At 63.4% G+C, this 24,688-nt stretch carries 23 protein-coding genes and 2 tRNA genes; 23 read left to right on the top strand and 2 right to left on the bottom strand.

Annotation, left to right across the window (positions count from 1 at the left end; all coding sequences use genetic code 11):
* Positions 1–47 precede the first annotated feature (47 nt).
* Positions 48–2,468, top strand: a complete 2,421-nt coding sequence (lon, locus tag AUL31_RS12975; protein ID WP_060607209.1) for an endopeptidase La — start codon at positions 48–50, stop codon at positions 2,466–2,468.
* A gap of 137 nt (positions 2,469–2,605) precedes the next feature.
* Complete coding sequence (hupB, locus tag AUL31_RS12980) at positions 2,606–2,914, top strand: DNA-binding protein HupB (RefSeq protein ID WP_280137914.1); 309 nt, start codon at positions 2,606–2,608, stop codon at positions 2,912–2,914.
* Positions 2,915–3,035: 121 nt separating this feature from the next.
* On the opposite strand, the gene AUL31_RS12985 is transcribed toward hupB, so the two are convergent.
* Positions 3,036–4,232, bottom strand: coding sequence for an MFS transporter (locus tag AUL31_RS12985; RefSeq protein WP_060607216.1), 1,197 nt, complete (start codon positions 4,230–4,232; stop codon positions 3,036–3,038).
* Between the two features lie 87 nt (positions 4,233–4,319).
* Here AUL31_RS12985 and AUL31_RS12990 point away from each other — a divergent pair, with 87 nt between their 5' ends.
* A complete protein-coding gene (locus AUL31_RS12990; protein ID WP_060607219.1) occupies positions 4,320–4,832 on the top strand; it encodes an Lrp/AsnC family transcriptional regulator in 513 nt (170 codons plus the stop codon).
* Positions 4,833–4,982: 150 nt separating this feature from the next.
* Here AUL31_RS12990 and AUL31_RS12995 read toward each other — a convergent pair.
* A tRNA-Val gene (locus tag AUL31_RS12995) sits at positions 4,983–5,058 on the bottom strand.
* Positions 5,059–5,332: 274 nt separating this feature from the next.
* Here AUL31_RS12995 and AUL31_RS13000 point away from each other — a divergent pair.
* The 20 genes from AUL31_RS13000 to AUL31_RS13095 all read left to right on the top strand — a co-directional run bounded on the left by AUL31_RS13000 (position 5,333) and on the right by AUL31_RS13095 (position 24,497).
* Positions 5,333–5,409: transfer RNA gene (locus AUL31_RS13000), tRNA-Asp, on the top strand.
* A gap of 287 nt (positions 5,410–5,696) precedes the next feature.
* A complete protein-coding gene (locus AUL31_RS13005; protein ID WP_060607222.1) occupies positions 5,697–6,062 on the top strand; it encodes an NADH-quinone oxidoreductase subunit A in 366 nt (121 codons plus the stop codon).
* Positions 6,053–6,610: a NuoB/complex I 20 kDa subunit family protein gene (locus AUL31_RS13010; protein WP_060607225.1), complete on the top strand. Its 558-nt coding sequence runs from the start codon at positions 6,053–6,055 to the stop codon at positions 6,608–6,610. The genes AUL31_RS13005 and AUL31_RS13010 overlap by 10 nt, the downstream gene beginning before the upstream one ends.
* A gap of 12 nt (positions 6,611–6,622) precedes the next feature.
* Positions 6,623–7,213: an NADH-quinone oxidoreductase subunit C gene (locus AUL31_RS13015; RefSeq protein WP_060607229.1), complete on the top strand. Its 591-nt coding sequence runs from the start codon at positions 6,623–6,625 to the stop codon at positions 7,211–7,213.
* 1 nt (position 7,214) lies between these two features.
* A complete protein-coding gene (locus tag AUL31_RS13020; RefSeq protein WP_060607232.1) occupies positions 7,215–7,658 on the top strand; it encodes a GFA family protein in 444 nt (147 codons plus the stop codon).
* 1 nt (position 7,659) lies between these two features.
* The gene (locus AUL31_RS13025; RefSeq protein ID WP_060607236.1) at positions 7,660–8,850 is read left to right on the top strand and encodes an NADH-quinone oxidoreductase subunit D; all 1,191 of its coding nucleotides are present in this window, start codon (positions 7,660–7,662) and stop codon (positions 8,848–8,850) included.
* 144 nt (positions 8,851–8,994) lie between these two features.
* Positions 8,995–10,191 (top strand): NADH-quinone oxidoreductase subunit NuoE, encoded by a 1,197-nt coding sequence (nuoE, locus tag AUL31_RS13030; RefSeq protein WP_060607240.1) that lies wholly within the window; start codon positions 8,995–8,997, stop codon positions 10,189–10,191.
* A gap of 10 nt (positions 10,192–10,201) precedes the next feature.
* A complete protein-coding gene (gene nuoF, locus AUL31_RS13035; protein ID WP_060607243.1) occupies positions 10,202–11,509 on the top strand; it encodes an NADH-quinone oxidoreductase subunit NuoF in 1,308 nt (435 codons plus the stop codon).
* 74 nt (positions 11,510–11,583) lie between these two features.
* Positions 11,584–13,662 carry an NADH-quinone oxidoreductase subunit NuoG gene (gene nuoG / locus AUL31_RS13040; RefSeq protein ID WP_060608033.1) on the top strand — a complete coding sequence of 693 codons (2,079 nt, stop codon included), beginning with the start codon at positions 11,584–11,586 and terminating at the stop codon, positions 13,660–13,662.
* A gap of 13 nt (positions 13,663–13,675) precedes the next feature.
* Positions 13,676–14,722: an NADH-quinone oxidoreductase subunit NuoH gene (nuoH, locus tag AUL31_RS13045; RefSeq protein WP_060607246.1), complete on the top strand. Its 1,047-nt coding sequence runs from the start codon at positions 13,676–13,678 to the stop codon at positions 14,720–14,722.
* The gene (gene nuoI, locus AUL31_RS13050; protein WP_039190120.1) at positions 14,719–15,210 is read left to right on the top strand and encodes an NADH-quinone oxidoreductase subunit NuoI; all 492 of its coding nucleotides are present in this window, start codon (positions 14,719–14,721) and stop codon (positions 15,208–15,210) included. Before nuoH ends, nuoI begins: the two co-directional genes overlap by 4 nt.
* A gap of 103 nt (positions 15,211–15,313) precedes the next feature.
* Complete coding sequence (locus AUL31_RS13055) at positions 15,314–15,928, top strand: NADH-quinone oxidoreductase subunit J (RefSeq protein ID WP_039191124.1); 615 nt, start codon at positions 15,314–15,316, stop codon at positions 15,926–15,928.
* A gap of 10 nt (positions 15,929–15,938) precedes the next feature.
* Positions 15,939–16,247, top strand: coding sequence for an NADH-quinone oxidoreductase subunit NuoK (nuoK, locus tag AUL31_RS13060; protein ID WP_039190122.1), 309 nt, complete (start codon positions 15,939–15,941; stop codon positions 16,245–16,247).
* 14 nt (positions 16,248–16,261) lie between these two features.
* The gene (nuoL, locus tag AUL31_RS13065; RefSeq protein ID WP_060607249.1) at positions 16,262–18,268 is read left to right on the top strand and encodes an NADH-quinone oxidoreductase subunit L; all 2,007 of its coding nucleotides are present in this window, start codon (positions 16,262–16,264) and stop codon (positions 18,266–18,268) included.
* The gene (locus AUL31_RS13070; protein WP_060607252.1) at positions 18,268–19,779 is read left to right on the top strand and encodes an NADH-quinone oxidoreductase subunit M; all 1,512 of its coding nucleotides are present in this window, start codon (positions 18,268–18,270) and stop codon (positions 19,777–19,779) included. The genes nuoL and AUL31_RS13070 overlap by 1 nt, the downstream gene beginning before the upstream one ends.
* 27 nt (positions 19,780–19,806) lie before the next feature.
* A complete protein-coding gene (gene nuoN / locus AUL31_RS13075; protein WP_060608036.1) occupies positions 19,807–21,246 on the top strand; it encodes an NADH-quinone oxidoreductase subunit NuoN in 1,440 nt (479 codons plus the stop codon).
* Entirely contained in the window at positions 21,243–22,037 is a 795-nt protein-coding gene (locus AUL31_RS13080) for a biotin--[acetyl-CoA-carboxylase] ligase (protein ID WP_060607255.1), read from the top strand. Before nuoN ends, AUL31_RS13080 begins: the two co-directional genes overlap by 4 nt.
* A 174-nt stretch (positions 22,038–22,211) precedes the next feature.
* On the top strand, positions 22,212–23,822 hold the full coding sequence (locus AUL31_RS13085) for a ribonuclease J (protein ID WP_060608040.1): 1,611 nt from the start codon (positions 22,212–22,214) through the stop codon (positions 23,820–23,822).
* A gap of 1 nt (position 23,823) precedes the next feature.
* Positions 23,824–24,231, top strand: a complete 408-nt coding sequence (gene mce / locus AUL31_RS13090; protein ID WP_060607258.1) for a methylmalonyl-CoA epimerase — start codon at positions 23,824–23,826, stop codon at positions 24,229–24,231.
* Positions 24,231–24,497, top strand: coding sequence for a DUF1467 family protein (locus AUL31_RS13095; protein WP_060607262.1), 267 nt, complete (start codon positions 24,231–24,233; stop codon positions 24,495–24,497). Before mce ends, AUL31_RS13095 begins: the two co-directional genes overlap by 1 nt.
* Positions 24,498–24,688: the final 191 nt, after the last annotated feature.

Raw genomic sequence — 24,688 nt, forward strand, 5'->3', positions numbered from 1 at the left:
CCCGGCAGGCTGGCCCAAGGCGGCTTTGCCCGCAGAAAGGATAGTTGATGTCCATCGATCAAACGGTACAAGCCGGCTCTCCCGAGACCCTGTACCCGGTGCTCCCCCTGCGGGACATCGTCGTATTCCCGCACATGATCGTGCCGCTGTTCGTGGGGCGCGAGAAATCCATCAAGGCTCTCGAAGAGGTGATGGGTGCGGACAAGCAGATCCTGCTTGCGACGCAGCGCAATGCGACCGACGAAGACCCGGCGCCCGACGCCATCTACGAGATCGGCACGCTGGCCAATGTCCTGCAGCTTCTGAAACTCCCCGACGGGACCGTGAAGGTTCTGGTGGAGGGGATTTCGCGCGCGCATATCGATCGCTTCACCGACCGTGCCGATTGGCACGAGGCGGTGGCCAGCATCGTGCCGCCCCGCGCGGAAGACCCGGTCGAGATCGAGGCGCTGGCGCGCTCGGTGATCTCGGAGTTCGAGAATTACGTAAAGCTGAACAAGAAGATCTCGCCGGAAGTCGTTGGTGCGGCTGGCCAGATCGACGATTATTCCAAGCTGGCCGATACGGTCGCTTCGCATCTGGCCATCAAGATCTCCGAAAAGCAGGAGATGCTGACCCTGGTCGGCACGCGCGAGCGGCTTGAAAAGGCGCTCTCCTTCATGGAGTCGGAGATTTCCGTCCTGCAGGTGGAAAAGCGCATCCGCTCTCGCGTCAAGCGGCAGATGGAGAAGACGCAGCGCGAGTACTATCTGAACGAGCAGATGAAGGCCATCCAGAAGGAGCTCGGCGACGGCGAGGAAGGCCGCGACGAGATGGCCGAGATCGAGGAGCGCATCAAGAAGACGCGCCTTTCGAAGGAGGCCAAGGAGAAGGCCAATGCCGAGCTGAAGAAGCTGCGGCAGATGAGCCCGATGTCGGCCGAGGCGACGGTTGTCCGCAACTATCTGGATTGGCTGCTGGGTCTGCCCTGGGGCAAGTTCTCGCGCGCCAAGATCGACCTCAAGAAGGCCGAGGCCCTGCTAGACGCAGAGCATTACGGCCTCGACAAGGTCAAGGAGCGCATCGTCGAGTATCTCGCGGTGCAGAGCCGTCAGACCAAGTTGAAGGGGCCCATCCTGTGCCTCGTCGGGCCTCCGGGCGTCGGCAAGACGTCGCTTGCCAAGTCCATCGCCAAGGCGACGGGCCGTGAGTATGTGCGTGTGGCCCTGGGCGGCGTCCGTGACGAGGCCGAGATCCGCGGCCACAGGCGCACCTATATCGGCTCCATGCCCGGCAAGGTCGTGCAGTCGATGAAGAAGGCGAAGAAGGCCAATCCGCTGTTCCTGCTCGACGAGATCGACAAGCTCGGCCAGGATTATCGGGGCGATCCGTCTTCGGCGCTGCTCGAGGTGCTGGATCCGGAGCAGAACTCCACCTTCATGGATCATTACTTGGAGGTCGAGTTCGACCTGTCGTCGGTGATGTTCGTGACGACGGCCAACACGCTCAACATCCCCGGGCCGCTGATGGACCGGATGGAGATCATCCGCATCGCGGGCTACACCGAGGACGAGAAGGTCGAGATCGCCAAGCGGCATCTGCTGCCCAAGGCCATCCGCGACCACGCCCTGCAGCCGAACGAGTTCTCGGTCAGCGACGACGCTCTCCACGAGATCGCCCGCCGCTACACCCGTGAGGCCGGTGTGCGCTCCTATGAGCGGGAGGTCATGACGCTCGCCCGTAAGGCGGTGACCCTGATCCTGAAGGGTGAAACCAAGCGGGTGGACGTGACGGCCGCGAACATCTCCGACTATCTCGGTGTGCCGCGCTACCGCTATGGCGAGGTTGAGGCCGACGATCAGATCGGCGTCGTGACCGGTCTGGCCTGGACGGAGGTTGGCGGCGAGCTGTTGACCATCGAAGGCGTCATGATGCCCGGCAAGGGCCGCATGACGGTGACGGGCAACCTGCGCGACGTGATGAAGGAATCGATCTCCGCTGCCGCATCCTATGTGCGCAGCCGTGCGGTCGATTACGGGATCGAGCCGCCGCTCTTCGACCGTCGCGACATCCACGTGCACGTACCGGAAGGTGCAACGCCCAAGGATGGTCCGTCGGCCGGCGTGGCGATGGCAACGTCCATCATCTCGGTGATGACGGGCATTCCGGTGCGCCGCGATATCGCCATGACGGGCGAGATCACGTTGCGCGGTCGCGTGCTGCCAATCGGCGGGCTCAAGGAAAAGCTTCTGGCCGCGCTGCGGGGCGGGATCAAGAAGGTCCTGATCCCGGAGGACAACGCCAAGGATCTGGTCGATATTCCAGATAATGTGAAGAACAATCTGGAGATCGTGCCTGTGTCCCGCATCGGCGAGGTGCTCAAGCATGCGCTGGTGCGCCAGCCCGAACCTATCGATTGGGATGAGTCGGCCCACCCCCTTCCGGCGGTCGATAATGCCGACGATACGGCCGCAACAACGGCTCACTAGGCCGCATTTGCGACACAAAGTGGAAAAATGCCGCCTTCGGGCGGCATTTTTTGTGCGAAAAGGCCAGTTTTCCGGGCTTTCGGGGCTTGCATAGCTTGAATGATGTGGCGCTTTTGACCATCGTCTGCACCCAACCGGTGCGGTGCGCCGTAGTCAGGAGGATACTGATGAACAAGAATGAACTCGTTTCGGCCGTGGCTGAAAAGGCCGGTCTCAGCAAGGCACAGGCGACCGAAGCGGTCGACGCCGTCTTCACCTCGATCGAGGGTGCGCTCTCGGGCGGTGACGACCTGCGTCTCGTCGGCTTTGGCACCTTCTCGGTTTCGCGTCGCGAAGCCAGCAAGGGCCGCAACCCGTCCACGGGCGCGGAAGTCGACATTCCGGCACGCAACGTGCCGAAGTTCACGCCCGGCAAGGGCCTGAAGGATGCAGTCAACAATCGCTAAGCTGCGACTGCGAAAGTTTTGCCGGCCCTAAGGCCGGCCAAAAGGGGTGGGTGCCTTTGGCGTCCACCCCTTTTCCGTGTCCGCTCCGGATTGCCGGATCGGCACGAAACCCCATCGGCTCTTACGCGTTGCAGCGTCCCGAGTTTGTCTCGACCCGTGCCGCGTAGTCGGGCGCCTGTGCCGTGGCCCAGGCGATCACCGCCAGCGAAAGGGCGATCAGCGACAGCACGGCGCCTGCCCAGTTTGGCGAGGCAAGGCCCAGCCCGGCTGCGATGGTGGCCCCGCCAAGCCACGCGCCGATGGCGTTGCCCAGATTGAACATCCCGATATTCACCGATGCGGCCATCGTCGGAGCGCCGGCGCTGGCGGCCCGATCCATCACCAGCTTCTGGATGGGGGAGCAGGTGGCGAAACCGAACGCCGCCATCAGGAAGACCGAGACGCAGGCAACGACGCCATTGTCCGCCTTCAGCCAGAAGACGAATAGAACGGCAGCCTGCGCGGCCAGCGTAACGAACAGAGTTCCGAACAGGGACCGGTCGGCAAAGCGCCCGCCAAACCAGTTGCCAACGGCCAGGCCCAGGCCGAACAGAATCATGATCCGCGCGACGCCGGCCTCCGTAAACCCGGCCAATTCCATCGTCATCGGCGCGATGTATGTGATGGAGGTGAAGAACGCGGCAGGGCCGAAGACGGTGATCGCCATGGCAAGCAAAACCTGCGGGTCGACGAAGGCCCGCAGTTCTGATTTCAGTTCTATGGCCTTGCCGGCCTTGATCGTCGGCACGAGTATCGCCACGCTCAGCATAGTCGCGACACCGATCCCGGCCGCCAGCCAGAACGCCAGCCGCCAGTCGTACATTTGCGCCAGCCACGTTCCGGCGGGTACGCCGAAGAGATTGGCGAAGGTCAGGCCGGAGAACATGAACGCAATGGCGCTGGCCTGCTTGTCCTTTGCCACCAGCGATGCGGCGATGATGGAGCCGATGCCGAAGAAGGTGCCGTGATTGAAGGCCGTCAGCACGCGGCCCGCAAGCGCAACGGTCAGGTTCGGCGCCAGAGCGGTCACGACATTGCCGAGGGTGAAGATGATCGACAGCACGATCAGCATCGTCTTTCGCGGGACGCGCGATCCCAGCACCGTCAGGATCGGGGCGCCGACGAACACGCCCAGGGCATAGATGGTGGCCATCAGGCCGGCTTGAGGAATTCCCACGCCAAAATCCCGGGCGATCTGGGGCAGGATTCCGGCGACGACGAATTCGGTCAGTCCGATGCCGAATGCGCCGATCGCCAGCGCGAAGAGTGCGACTGGCATGAATGTCTCCGTTAAAGCGAGCTGGACGCCGAACCGTGTTCGGTTGTAACGGAGATAGGAGACATATCATCTGGATAGAAAGCCATTATGAGCGTATCCGATAAAGAAACAGATGTCATTCGGCAGGTTCGGCATCATCCCGCCGAGCTGGACCGGATCGACCGAAAGATATTAGGCGCCCTGGCGGAGGATGCCTCTCGCAGCTATGCGGAACTCAGCGGGATCGTGAATCTCTCCGCGCCCGCCGTGCATGACAGGGTGAAGCGCCTGAAGCGGGACGGCGTCATCAAGGGCACGGTCGCCGTGCTGGATGGCTGCAAGCTCGGCCGCACGCTGTTGACCTTTCTGGTGGTCGATACGAGCAGCTACAGCGCAACGCGGCAGTTGCTGAAGTTTGCGGATCGGCCCGAGGTTGAAGAGTTGCACACCGTGGCGGGCGACGGCTGCGTGCTGATCAAGGTGCGTGCCGCCGATACCGAAGGGCTGGAGAGTTTCCTGATGGAAATTCAAAGCCTGGAGGGCGTCCGGTCTGTCCGCAGTTACATAACCCTGTCCACCTTCCTTGAGCGCGGCCCGACTCCAGGGCAGGGCGCGCCTTAGCGATGGCGCCATAGGGCGTGCTGCGGCGCACGCAGGCCGCAGCCACGGCGCCGCCATGTAAGCTCAATGGGCGCACCCGCGCGACATGGTATCGCGGTGGGAACGAGCTGCGGACTAGTCGAAGTGGAATCAGACGCCGGAAGAGGCGGATGGTGGGCGATGAGAGACTCGAACTCCCGACATCCTCGGTGTAAACGAGGCGCTCTACCAACTGAGCTAATCGCCCGCGCGCCCGGTAAGGCTGCGTCTGGAGCGACTGCCTACCGGTTCGTCCGCTGATTTGCAAGCCGATCTTTTCCGGCCCGCAGAAGCCGCACGACGATTCGTTCGCGCGCTTCGATTCGTCGGTGGGCACCCGATCGACGTCCCATCCTAAGTCATTGAAATGTCGTCGTCGGCGGAAGAATGTTTCGAACGGTTCGCGATCCGCTTGACAGGGGGGCAGGGGTCCCTTAAACGACCGCTCACGCCGCCGACACAAGCAGTCGACGGCGCAAAGCGCGGGTGTAGCTCAGTCGGTTAGAGTGCCGGCCTGTCACGCCGGAGGTCGCGGGTTCGAGCCCCGTCACTCGCGCCATTTTCTCTTCCCAAGACCCTCCCTTTATTCCGTCTCCACGATCGCGATGCGTCGCGGAAGGAAGCCTATTCGACCGCTGCGTCGACATGATCCAAAAGCTTGATGACTCTGTCACTTGCGCCAAGTTTAGGAAGGGTCTAATCGTCCGCCATCGCGCTGCGGTGCGGGATCGACCAGGCGGTTGAATCGGCATCGCATCCGCATATGTCAGACGTCAGCGTCGAAATGCTTGTGTCGTACGGAGCCTTGAGTGCTCCCTGCGGTCGCGGTTCGGAAGGTTGATCCCGTTGAACGAACTTCTCGCCTCTTATTTGCCGATCGTCATCTTCGTGGGCGTGGCGCTGCTGATCGGAGTCGCCCTCTTGGTGTCGCCGTTCCTGCTGGCGTTCAAGGCGCCGGACGACGAGAAGCTGTCCGCCTACGAGTGCGGCTTCAACGCCTTCGACGACTCGCGCATGAAGTTCGACGTCCGCTTCTACCTGGTCTCGATCCTGTTCATCATCTTCGACCTGGAAGTGGCCTTCCTGTTCCCGTGGGCGGCTTCGTTCGGCGACCTCGGATGGGCCGGCTTCTGGTCCATGATGGTATTCCTCGGCGTGCTGACCGTCGGCTTTGTCTATGAATGGAAGAAAGGCGCCCTCGAATGGGATTGAACGACAGTTCCTCCGGCGTTCTCGAACGGTCCAACCTGACCGTCGCCCCGGCGTCCGATCCCTTCGTGACGGACGTCAACAACGAGCTTGCGGACAAGGGCTTCCTGGTCACCTCGACCGAAGACCTCGTTCAATGGGCACGAACCGGCTCCCTGATGTGGATGACGTTCGGCCTGGCCTGCTGCGCTGTCGAGATGATGCAGATGTCGATGCCGCGCTACGACGCCGAGCGCTTCGGCTTTGCGCCGCGCGCCAGCCCGCGCCAGTCCGACGTGATGATCGTGGCGGGCACGCTGACCAACAAGATGGCGCCTGCGCTGCGCAAGGTCTACGACCAGATGCCCGAGCCGCGTTACGTGATCTCGATGGGATCCTGCGCCAATGGCGGCGGGTACTATCACTACTCCTATTCGGTCGTGCGTGGCTGCGACCGGGTGGTGCCCGTGGATATCTACGTGCCCGGCTGCCCGCCGACGGCCGAGGCTCTTCTGTATGGCGTGCTGCTGCTGCAGAAGAAGATCCGCCGCACCGGCACGATCGAGCGTTGAGGGTCTGGACCGATGGAAGAGCTGGCCCAATATCTCGCGGAATCGCAGATCGGTAACAGGATCGTCGAAAGCAAGGTTGCCTTCGGAGAGCTGACGTTGCGGGTTGCCCCCGCCGACATCGTTTCCGTACTGACATTCCTTCGCGACGATCCGTCCTGCCTGTTCAAGAACTTTACCGACATTTGCGGTGTCGATTACCCGCAGCGCGCAGAGCGCTTCGAGGTCGTCTATCATCTTCTGTCTCCGCGGCATAACCAGCGCATCCGCGTGAAGCTGCGCCTCGAGGAAGATGAATCGGTCCCGTCGGCTACCGGTGTGTTTCCCGGCGCCGACTGGTACGAGCGCGAAGCCTTCGACATGTATGGCATCCTGTTCTCGGGCCATCCGGACCTGCGCCGTCTTCTGACGGACTACGGGTTCGAGGGGCATCCGCTGCGCAAGGATTTCCCGCTGACCGGCTTCGTCGAAGTGCATTACGACGAAGAGTTGAAGCGCGTCGTCTACGAGCCGGTGGAGCTGCGCCAGGAGTTCCGCAATTTCGACTTCCTGTCCCCGTGGGAAGGGCCGGAATACGTCCTTCCCGGCGACGAGAAGGCGAACTGAGATGGGCGAGACTGCCTCCAACCCCGTGGCGTTGACCGGTGGTTGCCTGTGTGGAGCGGTGCGCTTCACCGCGACGCCGCGCAAGCACGAGATGGATGTCTGCCATTGCAGCATGTGCCGGAAATGGACGGCCGGCATGTTCATGGCCGTTCCATGCGGTGACAGCGTGCAGGTGGAGGACGAGTCGTCCCTCAAGGCCTTCGCGTCTTCGGAGTGGGGCGAGCGCGTCTTCTGCCAGGAGTGCGGCACCAGCCTGTTCTGGCGCCTGCGCGACGGAAGCGAGACGATGGTATCGATGCAGGCATTCGACGACATCAGCTCGTTCCGCTTTGTGGAAGAGATTTTCATCGACGAGAAGCCGGCGCTCTACGACTTCCGCAACGATACGCGCAAACTCACCGGGGCCGAAGTGATGGCCGCCTTCGCGGCGGGTCAGGGATCGTAACATGGCTGAGATCGACGTCAGAAACTTCAATATCAACTTCGGACCGCAGCATCCTGCCGCGCACGGCGTGCTGCGACTGGTGCTGGAACTCGACGGCGAAGTCGTCGAGCGGGTCGATCCGCATATCGGCCTGCTTCATCGCGGCACCGAAAAGCTGATCGAAACCAAGACCTACCTGCAGGCGATCCCCTATTTCGACCGGCTCGACTATGTCGCGCCGATGAACCAGGAGCATGCCTTCTGCCTGGCCGTAGAGCGGCTGGCCGGCGTTGCCGTGCCGACGCGCGGGCAGTTGATCCGCGTTCTCTACAGCGAGATCGGGCGTATCCTTTCGCATCTTCTCAACGTGACCACCCAGGCCATGGACGTCGGCGCGCTGACACCGCCGCTCTGGGGCTTCGAGGAGCGCGAGAAGCTGATGGTCTTCTATGAGAGGGCCTGCGGCGCGCGCCTCCATGCGGCGTATTTCCGGCCGGGCGGCGTCCATCAGGATATTCCGCCGGAACTGGTGGACGATATCGGCGCATGGTGCGATCCGTTCCTCAAGCGCGTCGACGACATCGACGAACTGTTGACCGGCAACCGCATCTTCAAGCAGCGCAATGTCGACATCGGCGTGGTGGATCTCGACGATGCGTGGGCGTGGGGATTCTCGGGCGTCATGGTGCGCGGATCGGGCGCGGCATGGGATCTGCGCAAAAGCCAGCCCTATGAATGCTACGACGAGATGGATTTCGACATTCCGATCGGCAAGAACGGCGATTGCTACGACCGCTACCTCATCCGCATGGAAGAGATGCGCCAGTCCACCTACATCATGAAGCAGTGCATCGAGCGCCTTGCCGGCAGCGACCGCGTTGGGCCGGTATCGGCCGTCGACGGCAAGCTGGTGCCGCCCAAGCGTGGCGAGATGAAGCGCTCGATGGAAGCGCTCATCCATCACTTCAAGCTTTATACCGAGGGCTTCCACGTGCCCGAAGGCGAGGTTTTCGCGGCCGTCGAAGCGCCCAAGGGCGAGTTCGGCGTGTATCTGGTGGCAGACGGAACCAACAAGCCCTACCGCTGCAAGATCAAGGCCCCCGGCTTCTCGCATCTTCAGGCTATGGATTTCCTGTGCCGCAAGCACATGCTGGCCGACGTGTCGGCCATTCTCGGCTCTTGCGATATCGTCTTCGGCGAGGTCGATCGCTGACAGCTTCGCCGACTGCCGCGCGGATCCGTGCGGCGGCCTGTTTTCATACCCGGCCATGCGGTCTCGACCGCTGGCGTTTTGCGCGTTCTATGATAGAACGCGCCGCAACATGGAACGTTGTAACCGTTCTGAAGTAGAGGTCCGATGTCCGTCAGGCGTCTCGCGGAAGATTCCGTCCAACCCCAGAGTTTCTCCTTCTCCTCGGAGAACGAGGGCTGGGCGGAAAAGACGATCCGCAAGTATCCCGAAGGCCGGCAGCAGTCGGCGGTGATCCCGCTGCTGATGCGCGCGCAGGAGCAGGAAGGCTGGGTCACGAAGGCCGCGATCGAGCATGTCGCCGTCAGGCTGTCGATGCCGCTGATCCGGGTTCTCGAGGTTGCGACCTTCTATACCCAGTTCCAGTTGGCCCCGGTGGGCACGCGGGCGCATATCCAGGTGTGCGGCACCACGCCCTGCATGCTGCGGGGATCCGACGCGCTGAAGGATGTGTGCAAGCGCCGCATCCATCCCGACCAGTTCCAGCCCAATGCCGACGGCACCCTGTCCTGGGAAGAGGTCGAGTGCCTTGGCGCCTGCGTCAACGCTCCGATGGTCATGATTTTCAAGGATACCTACGAAGACCTGACGCCCGAGCGGCTGGAAGAGATCATCGACGCCTTCGCTGCGGGCGATGGCGCTTCGGTGCCGGTCGGTCCGCAGATCGACAGGCACCTGTCTGCCCCGATCGGCGGCGCGACGACATTGAACAGCTTCGACGACGATGCCGATATCGGCGATGCAAAGCCGTCCGGCCCGGCCTCCGGTTCGGCGGCGACGGGCGAGGGGGCAAGCGTTGCTCCATCCGAGGCAGCGCGTGTCGACACCCATGCCGAAGAGACGGACCCGACCATCAAGGGCCCGGCGCCGGATTCGGCAAAGACCAGCCCCGCTGTCGAAGAGGCCGCGAGCGCCGACCCGGCCACCAATGGCGGCGGTGGCACGACCGGCGGTACGCAGCAGGGCGAAACCGGTGCTGCCCGCAAGGAATCCGATGCAGGCAAAGCCGCCGTCGACGGTGGCGATGCCCCGGCGGCGATTGGTGCGGCCGAGGGGCCGGGCGCGCCGGCGGGCCTTCTGTCCGACGTGCCGGCCGATGCCGACGACCTCAAGATACTGAATGGCGTCGGCCCGAAGATCGAGGCGGCACTGAACGAGATCGGCGTGTATCGTCTGGGCCAGGTTGCCGGCTGGACCGAGGGCGAACTCGCCTGGGTCGACAAGCGGCTGGGGCTTGGCGGGCGTGCTGTTCGCGGCGGCTGGATCGAGCAGGCCCACGCGCGGCTGGCCGAGAAGGGTGAGTGAGGGCTGAACGATGCTGCAGGATCAGGACCGAATCTTCACCAATATCTACGGCTTGCGCGACAAGAGCCTGAAAGGCGCCATGGCGCGCGGGCACTTCGACGGCACCAAGGACATCATCGACAAGGGCCGGGACTGGATCATCAACGAGATGAAAGCCTCCGGCCTTCGCGGCCGTGGGGGCGCAGGCTTCCCCACCGGGTTGAAATGGTCGTTCATGCCCAAGGAAGTGGGCGAGCGTCCGCACTACCTCGTCATCAATGCCGATGAGTCGGAGCCGGGTACCTGCAAGGATCGCGAGATCATGCGGAACGATCCGTTCACGCTGATCGAAGGATGCGTCATCGCCGGCTTCGCGATGGGCGCGCACAAGGCCTACATCTATGTTCGCGGCGAATATATCCGCGAGCGCGAGGCGCTGCAGCTCGCGATCGACGAGTGCTATGACGCCGGGCTTCTGGGCCTTGGCAACAAATGCGGCTGGGACTTCGATATCGTCGTCCATCATGGCGCCGGCGCCTATATCTGCGGCGAAGAGACCGCCCTTTTGGAGAGCCTCGAGGGCAAGAAGGGCCAGCCACGGCTGAAGCCGCCTTTCCCGGCCAATATGGGCCTGTACGGCTGCCCGACGACCGTCAACAACGTCGAGTCCGTGGCCGTGGCCCCCACGATCCTGCGGCGCGGCGGCGCCTGGTTCGCCGGCATCGGCCGTCCGAACAATGTCGGCACCAAGCTGTTCATGGTTTCGGGCCATGTCGAGCGGCCCTGCACCGTGGAAGAGGCGATGGGCATCACCTTCCGCGAGCTCATCGAAAAGCATGCCGGCGGCGTCCGTGGTGGCTGGGACAACCTTCTGGCCGTCATTCCGGGGGGCGCGTCCTGTCCTGTCGTGAAGGCCGAGGACATCATCGACTGCCCGATGGATTTCGATGGATTGCGCGGCGTCAAATCCTCGTTCGGTACTGCCGCCGTCATCGTGATGGATCGCAGCACCGATATCGTGCGGGCCATTGCGCGGCTGTCCTATTTCTTCAAGCACGAAAGCTGCGGCCAGTGCACGCCGTGCCGCGAGGGCACCGGCTGGATGTGGCGGCTGATGGAACGGATGGTCGTCGGCAACGCGCAGAAGCGCGAGATCGACATGCTGCTCGACATCACCAAGCAGGTGGAAGGCCACACGATCTGTGCGCTCGGCGACGCGGCGGCATGGCCCATCCAGGGGCTGATCCGCAATTTCCGGCCGGAGATCGAGCGGCGTATCGACGAATTTACCCGTAATGCCGAAAGGGGTCCAAGCCCGATCCTTGAAGCGGCTGAGTAGCATGGCGTTTGGGGGCGGCGATCGCGCAGCCCCGTCGGATTGCCGGCAACGGCTCGGGACTTGAGAAGAAGCAGATGGCAAAGATCAAAGTCGACGGAACGGAAATCGAAGTACCCGACCACTATACGCTGCTGCAGGCGGCGGAAGAGGCGGGTGCGGAAATTCCACGCTTCTGCTTCCACGAGCGGCTGTCGGTCGCCGGCAATTGCCGCATGTGTCTGGTGGAAGTGAAGGGTGGGCCGCCCAAGCCTGCCGCGTCCTGCGCCATGGGCGTGCGCGACCTGCGCCCCGGGCCGAACGGCGAAACGCCGGAAATCTTCACCAATACGCCGATGGTCAAGAAGGCGCGCGAAGGGGTGATGGAGTTTCTCCTCATCAACCATCCGCTGGATTGCCCGATCTGCGACCAGGGCGGCGAATGCGACCTGCAGGACCAGGCGATGGCCTTCGGCGTCGATTCCTCGCGCTACCGCGAAAACAAGCGCGCCGTCGAAGACAAGTATATCGGCCCGCTGGTCAAGACGATCATGACGCGCTGCATCCATTGCACGCGCTGCGTCCGCTTCACGACCGAGGTTGCCGGCATCTCCGAGCTGGGGCTGATCGGCCGTGGCGAGGATGCCGAGATCACCACCTATCTCGAACATGCGATGACGTCCGAGTTGCAGGGCAACGTCATCGACCTTTGCCCGGTCGGCGCGCTCACCTCTCGGCCCTATGCCTTCCAGGCGCGCCCGTGGGAACTGACCAAGACCGAGTCGGTCGACGTGATGGATGCCGTCGGTTCGGCCATCCGGGTGGATACGCGCGGCCGCGAGGTGATGCGCATCCTGCCCCGCGCCAATGACGACATCAACGAGGAGTGGATCTCCGACAAGACCCGCTTCGTCTGGGATGGCCTGCGCACCCAGCGCCTGGACCGGCCCTATGTCCGCCGCGACGGACGGCTTCAGGCCGTAAGCTGGCCGGAGGCCTTCGCAGAAATCCGCGCAAGGCTGGACGGCGTTCCGGGCGAGCGCATCGGCGCCATTGCAGGCGATCTCGCCGCCGTGGAAGACATGTGGGCCCTCAAGGGCCTGATGGGTGCTCTCGGCAGCACCAACCTCGACTGCAGGCAGGATGGTGTCGCCCTGGACCCGGCCCATGGCCGCGCTTCCTATGTCTTCAACAGCGGTATCACCGGTATCGAGGAAGCCGACGCGCTTCTGCTGATCGGCGTCAATCCGCGGTTCGAGGCGTCCGTTCTCAACGCGCGCATCCGCAAACGCTGGCGGCAGGGCAATTTCACCATCGGCATGATCGGGCAGAATGCCGATCTTCGCTACGGTGCAACGTATCTCGGCGCAGGCGTCGATACCTTGACGGGCCTGAAGTCCGACAATGGCGCCTTCTACGACGTCCTGTCCAAGGCCGAGCGGCCGATGATCATCGTCGGCTCCGGTGCGCTTTCGGGCGATAACGGCGCGGGCGTCCTGGCGGCGGCGGCTGCGCTGGCCCGCGACGTCGGGGCAACCGGCGGCGCATGGGCGGGCTTCAACGTCCTGGCCACGGCGGCATCGCGCGTCGGCGGCCTGGATATCGGCTTCGTGCCGGGCAAGGGCGGTCGCAAGGCGGCCGAGATGGCATCCGGCGGCGTCGACATCCTGTTCAATCTCGGCGCGGACGAAATCGATGTGGCGGCGGGCCCCTTCGTCGTCTACATCGGCACGCATGGCGACCGCGGCGCGCACCGCGCCGACGTCATCCTGCCGGCGGCTGCCTACACGGAAAAGTCGGGCACCTACGTCAACCTCGAGGGGCGCGTGCAGGTTGGGCAGAGGGCTGCTTTCCCGCCCGGCGATGCGCGCGAGGATTGGGCCATCTTCCGCGCACTGTCCGCGGTGCTGGGCCGGACGCTGCCATACGACTCCCTCAATGCGCTGCGCGCCGACCTTCACGCGGCCCATCCGCACCTTTCCCGGGAAGAAAAGATCGTTGCCGATCAGTCGGTTCTGGCAAAGCTTGCCGATGCAGCATCGGCCAATCTCGGAGGGGGCGCCTTCACGGCCGCCGTTTCCGATTTCTACCTGACCAATCCGATCGCACGCGCTTCCAAGATCATGGCGGAATGCTCCCGCCTGGCCCAGGAAGCGCATGTCGAAGCGGCCGAGTAGGACGAGTTAAGTTATGGAATTCTTCGGAACCTATGTCTGGCCGGCCATCGTGATCCTGGGACAGAGCCTCCTCTTCCTGGTGGTTCTGCTTGTCCTGATCGCCTACATCCTTCTGGCCGACCGCAAGATCTGGGCTGCCGTCCAGATGCGGCGCGGGCCGAACGTCGTCGGGCCCTTCGGCCTGTTCCAGTCCTTCGCGGATCTGTTGAAGTTCGTGCTCAAGGAGCCGACGGTTCCGGCGGCATCCGACAAGATCGTCTTCCTGCTTGCGCCGCTTGTCGCGGTGACGCTGGCCCTGGCCACCTTTGCCGTCGTGCCTGTGGCGGACGGATGGGTGATCGCCAATATCAATATCGGCATTCTCTACATCTTCGCCATTTCCTCGCTGGAGGTTTATGGCGTCATCATGGGTGGCTGGGCTTCCAACTCCAAATACGCGTTCCTGGGCGCCCTGCGCTCGGCTGCGCAGATGGTGTCCTACGAGGTCTCCATCGGCTTCGTCATCGTGACGGTGCTTCTCTGCGTCGGCTCGCTGAACCTGACCGATATCGTCCTGGCACAGAATACGGGCCTTGGAACCATGCTCGGCTTGCCCGGCAGCTTCCTCGACTGGCACTGGCTGGCGCTGTTCCCGATGTTCGTCATCTTCTTCATCTCGGCCTTGGCCGAGACGAACCGCCCGCCCTTCGACCTTCCGGAAGCGGAATCGGAGCTGGTTGCAGGCTTCATGGTCGAGTACGGCTCCACCCCGTACATGATGTTCATGCTGGGCGAGTACGCGGCCATCACCCTGATGTGCTCGCTGATGACGATCCTCTTCCTTGGCGGCTGGCTGCCTCCGTTCGACTTCGCGCCCTTCACCTGGGTGCCGGGTGTCATCTGGTTCCTGCTGAAAGTCGCCTTCTGCTTCTTCCTCTTCGCGATGGTGAAGGCCTTCGTGCCGCGTTACCGTTACGACCAGTTGATGCGGCTTGGCTGGAAGGTCTTCCTGCCGATCTCGCTGGCTTCGGTCGTCGTCGTCGCCTTCGTTCTCCAGGTCACGGGGTGGGCCGCGTCATGAGCGCACTCGCACACAACATCAAGTCGCTTTTCCTGATCGAGTTCGTGAAGGCTTTCGGCCTTTCGATGCGGTATTTCTTCGCGCCCAAGGCGACGCTGAACTACCCCTACGAGAAGGGCCCGGTCAGCGCGCGCTTCCGGGGCGAGCACGCCTTGCGCCGCTATCCCAACGGGGAAGAGCGGTGCATCGCCTGCAAGCTCTGCGAGGCCATCTGCCCGGCCCAGGCCATCACCATCGAGGCGGGCCCCCGCCGCAATGACGGCACCCGCCGCACGGTGCGCTACGACATCGACATGGTGAAGTGCATCTATTGCGGCTTCTGCCAGGAGGCGTGCCCTGTCGACGCCATCGTGGAAGGGCCGAATTTCGAGTTCTCGACCGAAACGCGCGAAGAGCTCTACTACGACAAGGAAAAGCTTTTGGCGAACGGCGACCGCTGGGAGCGGGAGATCGCCCGCAACATCGCCATCGATGCGCCATACCGCTGAGCGGGAAGGGCGGTAAGCCGCCCCTTTCGCGCACAAGATTTGAAACTCGATGCCGCGCCGCTACGGCGTGGTTCCGCCGGACGACCAAAGGAGCCCGAGGATGCTGGGCCTTCAGGCACTCTTCTTCTACATATTCGCGCTGATCACCGTCGGCGCCGCGCTCATGGTTGTGTTTTCCCGCAACCCGGTTCACTCGGTGCTCTTCCTGATCCTCACCTTCGTGAGCGCGGCAGGGCTGTTCCTGCTGACCGGGGCGGAGTTCCTGGCGCTGATCCTCATCGTCGTCTATGTCGGCGCGGTGGCGATCCTGTTCCTGTTCGTCGTCATGATGCTCGATCTCGACATCGGGCAGGTGAAGCGCGGGGCGTTGAAATATGCGCCTATCGGCGCGCTGGTGGGCCTTATCATCCTGGCGCAGCTGGTGATCGCGGTGACGGGCAGCTACTTCAACCCCGAGCTTGCCGGCAACACGGTGATGCCGATCCCGCCGATCGATCAGGTGTCCAACATCGAGGCGCTCGGGCAGGTTCTTTACACCCGCTACATCTTCTTCTTCCAGATGGCCGGCCTGGTGCTGTTCGTCGCCATGATCGGTGCGATCGTGCTGACGCTGCGTCACAAGGAAGGCATCAAGCGGCAGTCGATCCCGGAGCAGGTGCGCCGCACCCCGGAGACATCCATCGAAATCCGCAAGGTCGAGAGCGGCAAGGGAATCTGAGGACAGTACAATGGAAGTCGGTCTCGGACATTATCTCACTGTCGGCGCCATCCTCTTCGTTATCGGGGTGTTCGGCATTTTCATGAACCGCAAGAACATCATCACGATCCTGATGTCGATCGAGCTGATCCTGCTTTCGGTCAACATCAATCTCGTGGCGTTCTCGGCCTTTCTCAACGATCTGGCCGGCCAGGTGTTCGCGCTGTTCATCCTGACGGTCGCGGCCGCGGAGGCCGCAATCGGCCTGGCGATCCTGGTCACCTTCTTCCGTAACCGCGGCTCCATCGCCGTGGATGACGTCAGCACGATGAAAGGCTGAGGCGGGCACCACACATGTATCAGGCAATCGTCCTACTGCCGCTTCTGGGCTTTCTCATCGCCGGCCTCTTCGGCCGCGCGATCGGGGCCAAGGCATCCGAATACGTCACCAGCGGGCTGGTCATCCTGGCAGCCACGCTGTCGTGGGTGGGCTTCATCACTTTCGGCATGGGCGACGGCGAGCCCATCCGCATCACGTTGCTGCAATGGGTGCAGTCGGGCTCGCTGAGCTTCGACTGGTCGCTGCGCATCGATCGGCTGACGCTCATCATGCTGGTGGTGATCAACACCGTTTCGGCGCTCGTGCATGTCTATTCCATCGGGTACATGCACCACGATCCGCACCGCCCGCGCTTCTTTGCCTATCTGTCGCTGTTCACCTTCGCCATGCTGATGCTGGTGACGGCCAACAATCTGGTGCAGATGTTCTTCGGCTGGGAAGGCGTCGGTCTGGCCTCGTACCTGCTGATCGGCTTCTGGTACAAGAAGCCCTCGGCCAACAAGGCGGCAATGAAGGCCTTCGTGGTCAACCGCGTCGGCGACTTCGGCTTTCTGCTGGGCATCTTCGGCCTGTTCGTCGTCTTCGGCTCGGTGCAGCTCGACACCATCTTCACCAACGCCATCGGCATGGCCGGTCCGGTTGCGGAGCATGGTGCGGAAGCCGCCGCAGCAGCCACTGCGACGCCGGCAGCCACCGACATCATGTTCCATTTCGGAAGCTGGGGCTTCACCTATGGCGGGGCGATGACCGTCATCTGCCTGCTTCTGTTCATGGGCGCCATGGGCAAGTCGGCGCAGCTTGGCCTGCACACCTGGCTGCCGGACGCCATGGAAGGCCCGACCCCCGTTTCCGCGCTGATCCACGCCGCCACCATGGTGACGGCGGGTGTCTTCATGCTGGCGCGCATGTCGCCGGTGTTCGAGCTGGCGCCAAGCGCCCTGACCTTCGTGACCTTCATCGGCGCCACCACCGCGTTCTTCGCGGCGACGGTCGGCATGGTGCAGAACGACATCAAGCGCGTCATCGCCTATTCCACGTGCTCGCAGCTCGGCTACATGTTCGTGGCGCTGGGCGTCGGCGCCTATGGCGCGGCGGTGTTCCACCTGTTCACGCACGCCTTTTTCAAGGCGCTTCTGTTCCTTGGGGCCGGCTCGGTCATCCACGCCGTCTCGGACGAGCAGGACATGCGCAACATGGGCGGCCTGCGCAAGCATATCCCGCTGACCTACTGGATGATGGTCATCGGTACGCTGGCGCTGACGGGCTTTCCCTTCACGGCGGGCTACTATTCCAAGGACGCGATCATCGAAAGCGCCTTTGCGGGGCACAACAGCTTCGCCATGTATGGCTACATCATGCTGGTGGTAGCGGCCCTGATGACGAGCTTCTATTCCTGGCGGCTCATCTTCATGACCTTCCACGGCAAGCCGCGCGCCAGCCACGAAGTGATGCACCACGTGCACGAGTCTCCCCCCATCATGACGGTTCCGCTGTTCGTGCTGGCGGCCGGCGCGCTCCTGGCGGGCATCGTGTTCTATCCGTTCTTCATGGGCGGCAGCTACGACGCCTTCTGGCACGGCGCGATCTTCACCGGTCCGAACAACCACATCCTGCACGAGATGCACGAGGTGCCCGGGCTTGTGATCTGGTCGCCCACCATCGCGATGGTCATCGGCTTCGTGCTGGCCTGGCTGTTCTATATCCGCCAGCCGCAGCGCCCGGCGCAGATCGCCGCGCGCAATCCGGGGCTCTACAAGTTCCTCTTGAACAAGTGGTACTTCGACGAGCTCTATGACTTCCTCTTCGTACGGTCGGCCAAGGCCATCGGCCGCTTCCTCTGGAAGACGGGCGACGGCAAGATCATCGACGGCTACGGACCCAACGGCATTTCGGCGCGCGTCGTCGATGTCACCAACCGCGTCGTCCGGCTGCAGACCGGCTACCTTTACCACTATGCGTTCATCATGCTGATCGGCGTCGCGGCGCTCGTCACCTTCATGATGTTCGGGGGAATGAACTGATGTCCGGTTGGCCGATCCTCTCGACCGTCACCTTCCTGCCGCTCGTCGGCGCCGCGCTGATCTTCTTCATCCGCGACGACAGCGCGCTGGCGCGGCGCAACATCCGCAACGTCGCGCTTCTGACGACGCTGTTCACCTTCGTGCTGTCGCTCGGCATCTGGATCGGCTTCGACGATACGCAGGCCGGCTTCCAGTTCGTCGAGCGTGCGGACTGGCTCGGCGTCGGCGGGATTTCCTATTATATGGGCGTGGACGGCATCTCGATGCTGTTCGTCATCCTCACCACCTTCCTGATGCCGATCTGCATCCTGGCGAGCTGGGAAAGCGTGACCTCGCGCGTCAAGGATTACATGATCGCCTTCCTTGTGCTGGAAACGCTGGTCATCGGCGTCTTCTGCGCGCTGGATATCGTGCTGTTCTATGTCTTCTTCGAAGGCAGCCTCATCCCGATGTTCCTGATCATCGGCGTATGGGGCGGCAAGCGGCGCGTCTATGCCAGCTACAAGTTCTTCCTCTACACCTTCCTCGGCTCGGTGCTGATGCTGGTGGCGCTGATGGCGATGTACTGGACGGCGGGCAGCACCGCGATCCCGGATCTGCTTGCGCATGACTTCCCCGCCGGCATGCAGACATGGCTCTGGCTGGCCTTCTTCGCGTCCTTCGCGGTGAAGATGCCGATGTGGCCGGTGCATACGTGGCTGCCCGATGCGCACGTCGAGGCGCCCACGGCCGGCTCGGTCATCCTGGCGGGCATCCTGCTGAAACTCGGCGGCTATGGCTTCATACGCTTCTCGCTGCCGATGTTTCCGCTGGCCTCGGCCGATTTTGCGCCGCTCGTCTATACGCTGTCGGTGATCGCGATCATCTACACGTCGCTCGTGGCGCTGATGCAGGACGACATCAAGAAGCTGATCGCCTATTCGTCGGTAGCCCATATGGGCTTCGTGACCATGGGCATCTTCGCCGGCAATGCGCAGGGCGTGGAGGGCGCGATCTTCCAGATGCTGTCGCACGGCCTGATCTCGGGCGCGCTGTTCCTGTGCGTCGGTGTCATCTATGACCGCATGCACACCCGCGAGATTTCCGCCTATGGCGGTCTCGTCAACCGCATGCCGGCCTATGCGACGGTGTTCCTGATCCTGACCATGGCCAATGTCGGCCTGCCGGGCACCAGCGGCTTCGTCGGCGAGTTTTTGACGCTGATCGGCGTGTACCAGGCAAATAGCTGGGTTGCGATCTTCGCGGCGACGGGCGTGATCCTGTCGGCGGCCTATGCCCTCTGGGTGTACCGCCGGGTGGTTTTCGGCACGCTCGACAAGGAGAACCTGCAGAACATCCTCGACCTGTCGCGGCGCGAAAAGGCGATGCTGTATCCGCTGGTTGCCCTGGTCATCTTCTTCGGCGTCTACCCGATGCCGGTCTTCAACGTCACGGCTGCTTCCGTAGAGCAGTTGCTGAACGGTTATCATTCCGCCATCGAGGCCGTTTCGGCGGTCGCCTCGGTGCAGTAAGGACGGACAGGCGAACATCTCATGTCGATGCACGAATTCATCGCCCAAAGTCTTCCCATCGTGGGGCCGGAGCTGATCCTGTCGGTCGGCGCCATGGTTCTGTTGATGGTCGGCACCTTCGTCGGCGAGCGCAGCGGGCGGCTGGTCATGTCGCTGGCGGTTGCCGTCATCCTCGGAACCGCGCTCTGGCTTCTGGCGGTAACGCCCGAAGGCGTCGCCTTTGGCGGTTCGCTGATCGTCGATCCCTTTGCCCGCTTCATGAAGGTGCTCGTGCTGCTGGGTTCGGCAGCCGCGGTGCTGATGACCATGAGCTTCGCCAAGAACGAGCGGTTCGACCGTTTCGAGTTTCCGGTGCTCATCATGCTGGCCACGGTCGGCATGATGGTCATGGTGTCGGCGGGCGATCTCATCGCCCTTTACCTCGGCCTCGAATTGCAGTCGCTGGCGCTATACGTCATCGCCGCGATCAACCGCGACAATGTCCGCTCCTCCGAGGCCGGGCTAAAGTACTTCGTGCTTGGCGCCCTGTCGTCCGGCATGTTGCTGTACGGCGCTTCGCTGGTCTACGGATTCACCGGGCAGATCGGCTTCGTGGAAATCGCGGCGGCCCTGACGGCCGAGGGCCGGTCCTTCGGACTGCTGGTCGGCCTCGTCTTCGTTATCGCGGGCCTTGCCTTCAAAATTTCGGCCGTGCCCTTCCACATGTGGACGCCGGACGTCTATGAGGGCGCACCGACCCCGGTGACCGCCTTCTTCGCGGCCGCGCCCAAGGTGGCGGCCATGGCGCTGCTGACGCGCTTCACCGTGCAGAGCTTCCTGCCGCTCGCCGCCGACTGGCAGCAGATCCTGGTGTTCGTGTCCATCGCCTCGATGGTGCTGGGCGCCTTCGCCGCCATCGGCCAGCGCAACATCAAGCGCCTGATGGCCTATTCCTCGATCGGCCATATGGGCTACGCGCTGGTGGGCCTTGCCGCGGCCGACGAGGCGGGCGTGACCGGCGTGATGATCTACATGGCCACCTATATGGCGATGACGCTCGGCACGTTCGGCGTCATCCTTTCCATGCGCCGCAAGGACGGCATGGTGGAGAATGTCGACGATCTCGCGGGCCTGTCGCGGACCCATCCCATGATGGCGCTGGCCATGACCGTGCTGATGCTGTCGCTTGCCGGTCTGCCTCCGTTGCTGGGCTTCTGGGGCAAGTACTACGTGTTCATGGCGGCGGTCGGCGCCGGCCTGATCCCGCTGGCGATCATCGGCGTCGTCGCGTCCACCGTGGGCTTGTTCTACTATCTACGCGTCGTCAAGGTGATGTGGGTGGACGAGCCGGCGGAAGCCTTCATAGCGATGCCGACGGAGCTGCGCGTGGTCACGGGGCTTGCCACGCTGTTCATCTTCCCGGCCTACATCTTTCTGGCCGCACCGCTGTTCGCGGCGGCACAGGCAGCGGCCCGGACCTTCTTTTGACAGCGGCTGACGCTGCATCGCGCCGGGCACGTCGCCTGGCGCTGGAGGAGGTGAGTTCCACCAACTCCATCGCCATGGAAGCCGTGCGCGCCGGCGACCCGGGGCAGCTTTGGGTCACCGCCCTGCGCCAGACCCAAGGGCGCGGCCGTAGGGGGCGGAGCTGGGTTTCGGAGCGCGGCAATCTCTATGCCAGCCTGCTGCTGGTGGATGCCGCCCCGCTGGCCAGTCTCGGGCAACTGCCGCTGGTGATCGCGCTTGGACTTGCAAGAGCCCTTTCGGCCCTACGCGGTATCGAGCCCGATGCCGTCCGCATCAAATGGCCGAATGACATCCTGCTCGATGGCCGCAAATGCGTCGGCATCCTGATCGAAAGCGAGCGGCTGGCCGATGGCCGGCAGGCCGTCGTTATCGGAGCCGGCATCAACGTCGCGGCTGCTCCCGATGGCCAGCCCTATGGCGTGACCACGCTGTCGGACCACGGTTTCACGGGCAATCTCGAAGATGTGTTCCGCGCCATCGCCGGCGAGGTCGAGACGGTTCTTGCGCTATGGAAGGGCGGGCGCGGCTTTTCCGAGATTCGGGCGGGCTGGCTGGAGCATGCGCGCGGGCTGGGGCAGGCGATCCGCGTCAACCTTCCGGACCGCTCCATCGACGGTATCTTCCATGCGCTGGATCCCGAAGGGCGGCTGGTGCTGAAGCGCGACGATGGCGCGCTCGAGACGCACTCGGCCGGCGATGTGTTCCTGCTGGGGGAGGACATGGCGGGCATAATCTGCGATAAGGCGCGCTGACGAAGCTGGCGCGCGCCCCCATGGCCGCCTGCGGCCGGCTTTTGAGAGTTTCGGTGGCCCGCCGTCCAACGGGCAGAATGACAACGCGCGCCAGGATGGCTGCGCCATGACGGAAGTGAACGAAACGTGAGTCAACTTGTATTCGTGCCGCTGGGCGGCATCGGCGAGATCGGCATGAATCTCGCCCTTTACGGCTATGGGCCGGAAAACAACCGGGAGTGGATCGCCGTGGATTGCGGCGTCGCCTTTGCCGGGCCGGAACAGCCCGGGGTCGACCTTATCTTCCCCGATATCCGGTTTCTGGAAAGCCAGCGCCACAACCTCAAGGCCATTATCATCACGCATGCGCACGAAGATCACTTCGGCGGTTTGCTGGATCTGTGGCCGCGCCTGAAGGCGCCGGTCTATGCAACGCCCTTCACCGCGGCGTTGCTGGAGGCCAAGCGCGAGGGCGAGGCGGGGGCCGCCAAGGTTCCGGTGAACGTCTTTTCCGCCGGCGACCGGTTCAAAGTCGGCCCCTTCGAGATCGAGGCCGTCAACGTGACGCACTCCATCCCGGAGCCGGTGGCGCTGGCGATCCGCACGCCGCTCGGCACCGTTGTCCATACCGGCGACTGGAAGATCGACCTGACGCCGGCGCTCGGCAAGCCGACCGACGAGGCGCGGTTGCGCGCCATCGGCGACGAGGGCGTTCTGGCCCTCATCTGCGATTCCACCAACGCCATGCGCGAAGGCGTTTCGCCGAGCGAGCAGGACGTCAACCGCAGCCTCGCGCAAATCATCAAGGCGGCCGAGGGGCGTGTGGCCCTGACGACCTTCTCGTCCAATATCGGGCGTATCCGCTCCATTGCGGAGGCTTCGGCCGAGGCGGGGCGGCAGGTGCTGCTGATGGGCCGGTCCATGAAGCGTATGGCCGATGTCGCCAGCGAGCTCGGCTATATGGACAAGTTGCCGCCGTTCCTGTCGGAGCAGGATTTCGGCTACATCCCGCGCGAGAAGGCCGTCATCGTGCTGACGGGCAGCCAGGGTGAGGCGCGGGCCGCGTTGGCCCGCCTTGCGCGTGACGAGCATCCGTCCGTCGCCCTTTCGAAGGGCGACATGGTCATCTTCTCGTCCCGGGCCATTCCCGGCAACGAGAAGGCCATCAACGAGATCAAGAACAATCTGGTCGAGCTGGGCGTGCAAGTGGTGGAGGATCACGACAAGCTGGTCCACGTATCGGGCCATCCGCGCCGCACCGAACTGCGCCAGATGTACGAGTGGATCCGCCCATCGATCGCGGTGCCCGCGCATGGCGAGGCACAGCACCTGGAGGCGCATGCCCAGCTTGCCCGCGACCTCGGCGTGCGCAACGTCGTCTCGCTGCGCAACGGGCAGATGGTCCGCCTGGCGCCCGGCTTTGCCGAAGTGATCGACGAAGTGCCCGTCGGGCGCATCTACAAGGACGGCTTCCTGGTTGGCACCCAGGACGAGATGGGTATCGGCGAGCGCCGCAAGCTGTCCTATGCGGGGCATGTCTCGGTCGTCGTCCAGCTCAACGCGCGGCTGGAATTGCGTGGCGACCCCGAATTGTCGATGATCGGCCTGCCGAAAGCGGATTTCGAGGGCGAAGACATGGAAGAGGCGCTGGTGGATGCCGCCGCAGGCGCAGTCGAAAGCATTCCCAAGGCGCGCCGCAAGGATTTTGCACTGGTTCGTGAAGCCGTGCGCCGCGCGATCCGGGGCGAAGCCAACGACGCCTGGGGCAAGAAGCCGCTCGTGACGGTCTTCGTGATCGGGGGATAAGTTGATCGGACGCCTGAACCACGTCGCCATCGCCGTGCCCGACCTGGCAGCCGCCATCGCGTTGTATCGCGATACGTTGGGCGCCACCCTGTCTGCCGAGCAGGTATTGCCGGAGCACGGCGTGCGGCTGGTTTTTGCCGATCTGCCGAACACCCGCATCGAGTTGATGGAGCCGCTGGACGCTACGTCGCCCATCGCCGGCTTCCTCCAGAAAAACAGCCGCGGCGGCATCCATCACATCTGCTACGAGGTCGACGATATCGCGGCGGCCGCCGACGAGCTGGTGGCCAAGGGGGCCCGTGTCCTCGGCGACGGCAAGCCGCGCATCGGTGCCCATGGCAACCCTGTCCTGTTTTTGCACCCTGCCGATTTTCTAGGCACACTCATCGAACTGGAAGAGGTCCGCTGATGGGTATCCTGACGGCGGTAGCCATCTATTTCGTGATCTGGTGGACGGTGCTTTTCGCTATTCTGCCCATCGGGGTGAAGTCTCAGGCCGAGAACGAGGACATCGTCCTCGGCACGACTCACAGCGCGCCGGCCGACCCGCGGCTGGGCTTCAAGGCAATCATCACGAGTATCGTTTCGGCTGCCATCTTCGCCGCGTTCTACCTTGTCACCGAAGTGTACGGTTTCACCTTCAACAGCCTGCCGCACATCATTCCGGGCACATGATCGGCTGAGGCGAGGGCAAAAAAAATGCGAGGCTTTCGCCTCGCATTTTAGTTGCAGGTCTGGATCTCACACCGGGTCTTGAAACCGGGGCAGCGCATTGAGCGCGCCGGAGATCACGTCCTCCCAAGACTAGACCGCGAATGCGACACCGTCTCCGGTGCCTTGGTATTGGAGAAACCATATTACAAGAG

Origin of the sequence: Aureimonas altamirensis (assembly GCF_001463885.1) — a bacterium.
GTDB lineage: Bacteria > Pseudomonadota > Alphaproteobacteria > Rhizobiales > Rhizobiaceae > Aureimonas > Aureimonas altamirensis.

Bases quoted from the DNA above. Each gene is read 5' to 3' on its own strand.
- AUL31_RS13085 (WP_060608040.1), top strand. From the start codon at position 22,212: ATGAATCTCGCCCTTTACGGCTATGGGCCGGAAAACAACCGGGAGTGG.
- AUL31_RS13020 (WP_060607232.1), top strand. From the start codon at position 7,215: ATGGGCGAGACTGCCTCCAACCCCGTGGCGTTGACCGGTGGTTGCCTG.
- nuoE (WP_060607240.1), top strand. From the start codon at position 8,995: ATGTCCGTCAGGCGTCTCGCGGAAGATTCCGTCCAACCCCAGAGTTTC.
- nuoG (WP_060608033.1), top strand. From the start codon at position 11,584: ATGGCAAAGATCAAAGTCGACGGAACGGAAATCGAAGTACCCGACCAC.
- nuoK (WP_039190122.1), top strand. From the start codon at position 15,939: ATGGAAGTCGGTCTCGGACATTATCTCACTGTCGGCGCCATCCTCTTC.
- AUL31_RS12985 (WP_060607216.1), bottom strand. From the start codon at position 4,232: ATGCCAGTCGCACTCTTCGCGCTGGCGATCGGCGCATTCGGCATCGGA.
- lon (WP_060607209.1), top strand. From the start codon at position 48: ATGTCCATCGATCAAACGGTACAAGCCGGCTCTCCCGAGACCCTGTAC.
- AUL31_RS13070 (WP_060607252.1), top strand. From the start codon at position 18,268: ATGTCCGGTTGGCCGATCCTCTCGACCGTCACCTTCCTGCCGCTCGTC.
- nuoN (WP_060608036.1), top strand. From the start codon at position 19,807: ATGCACGAATTCATCGCCCAAAGTCTTCCCATCGTGGGGCCGGAGCTG.
- AUL31_RS12990 (WP_060607219.1), top strand. From the start codon at position 4,320: ATGAGCGTATCCGATAAAGAAACAGATGTCATTCGGCAGGTTCGGCAT.
- AUL31_RS13095 (WP_060607262.1), top strand. From the start codon at position 24,231: ATGGGTATCCTGACGGCGGTAGCCATCTATTTCGTGATCTGGTGGACG.
- AUL31_RS13015 (WP_060607229.1), top strand. From the start codon at position 6,623: ATGGAAGAGCTGGCCCAATATCTCGCGGAATCGCAGATCGGTAACAGG.
- nuoH (WP_060607246.1), top strand. From the start codon at position 13,676: ATGGAATTCTTCGGAACCTATGTCTGGCCGGCCATCGTGATCCTGGGA.
- nuoL (WP_060607249.1), top strand. From the start codon at position 16,262: ATGTATCAGGCAATCGTCCTACTGCCGCTTCTGGGCTTTCTCATCGCC.
- AUL31_RS13010 (WP_060607225.1), top strand. From the start codon at position 6,053: ATGGGATTGAACGACAGTTCCTCCGGCGTTCTCGAACGGTCCAACCTG.
- nuoI (WP_039190120.1), top strand. From the start codon at position 14,719: ATGAGCGCACTCGCACACAACATCAAGTCGCTTTTCCTGATCGAGTTC.
- nuoF (WP_060607243.1), top strand. From the start codon at position 10,202: ATGCTGCAGGATCAGGACCGAATCTTCACCAATATCTACGGCTTGCGC.
- AUL31_RS13025 (WP_060607236.1), top strand. From the start codon at position 7,660: ATGGCTGAGATCGACGTCAGAAACTTCAATATCAACTTCGGACCGCAG.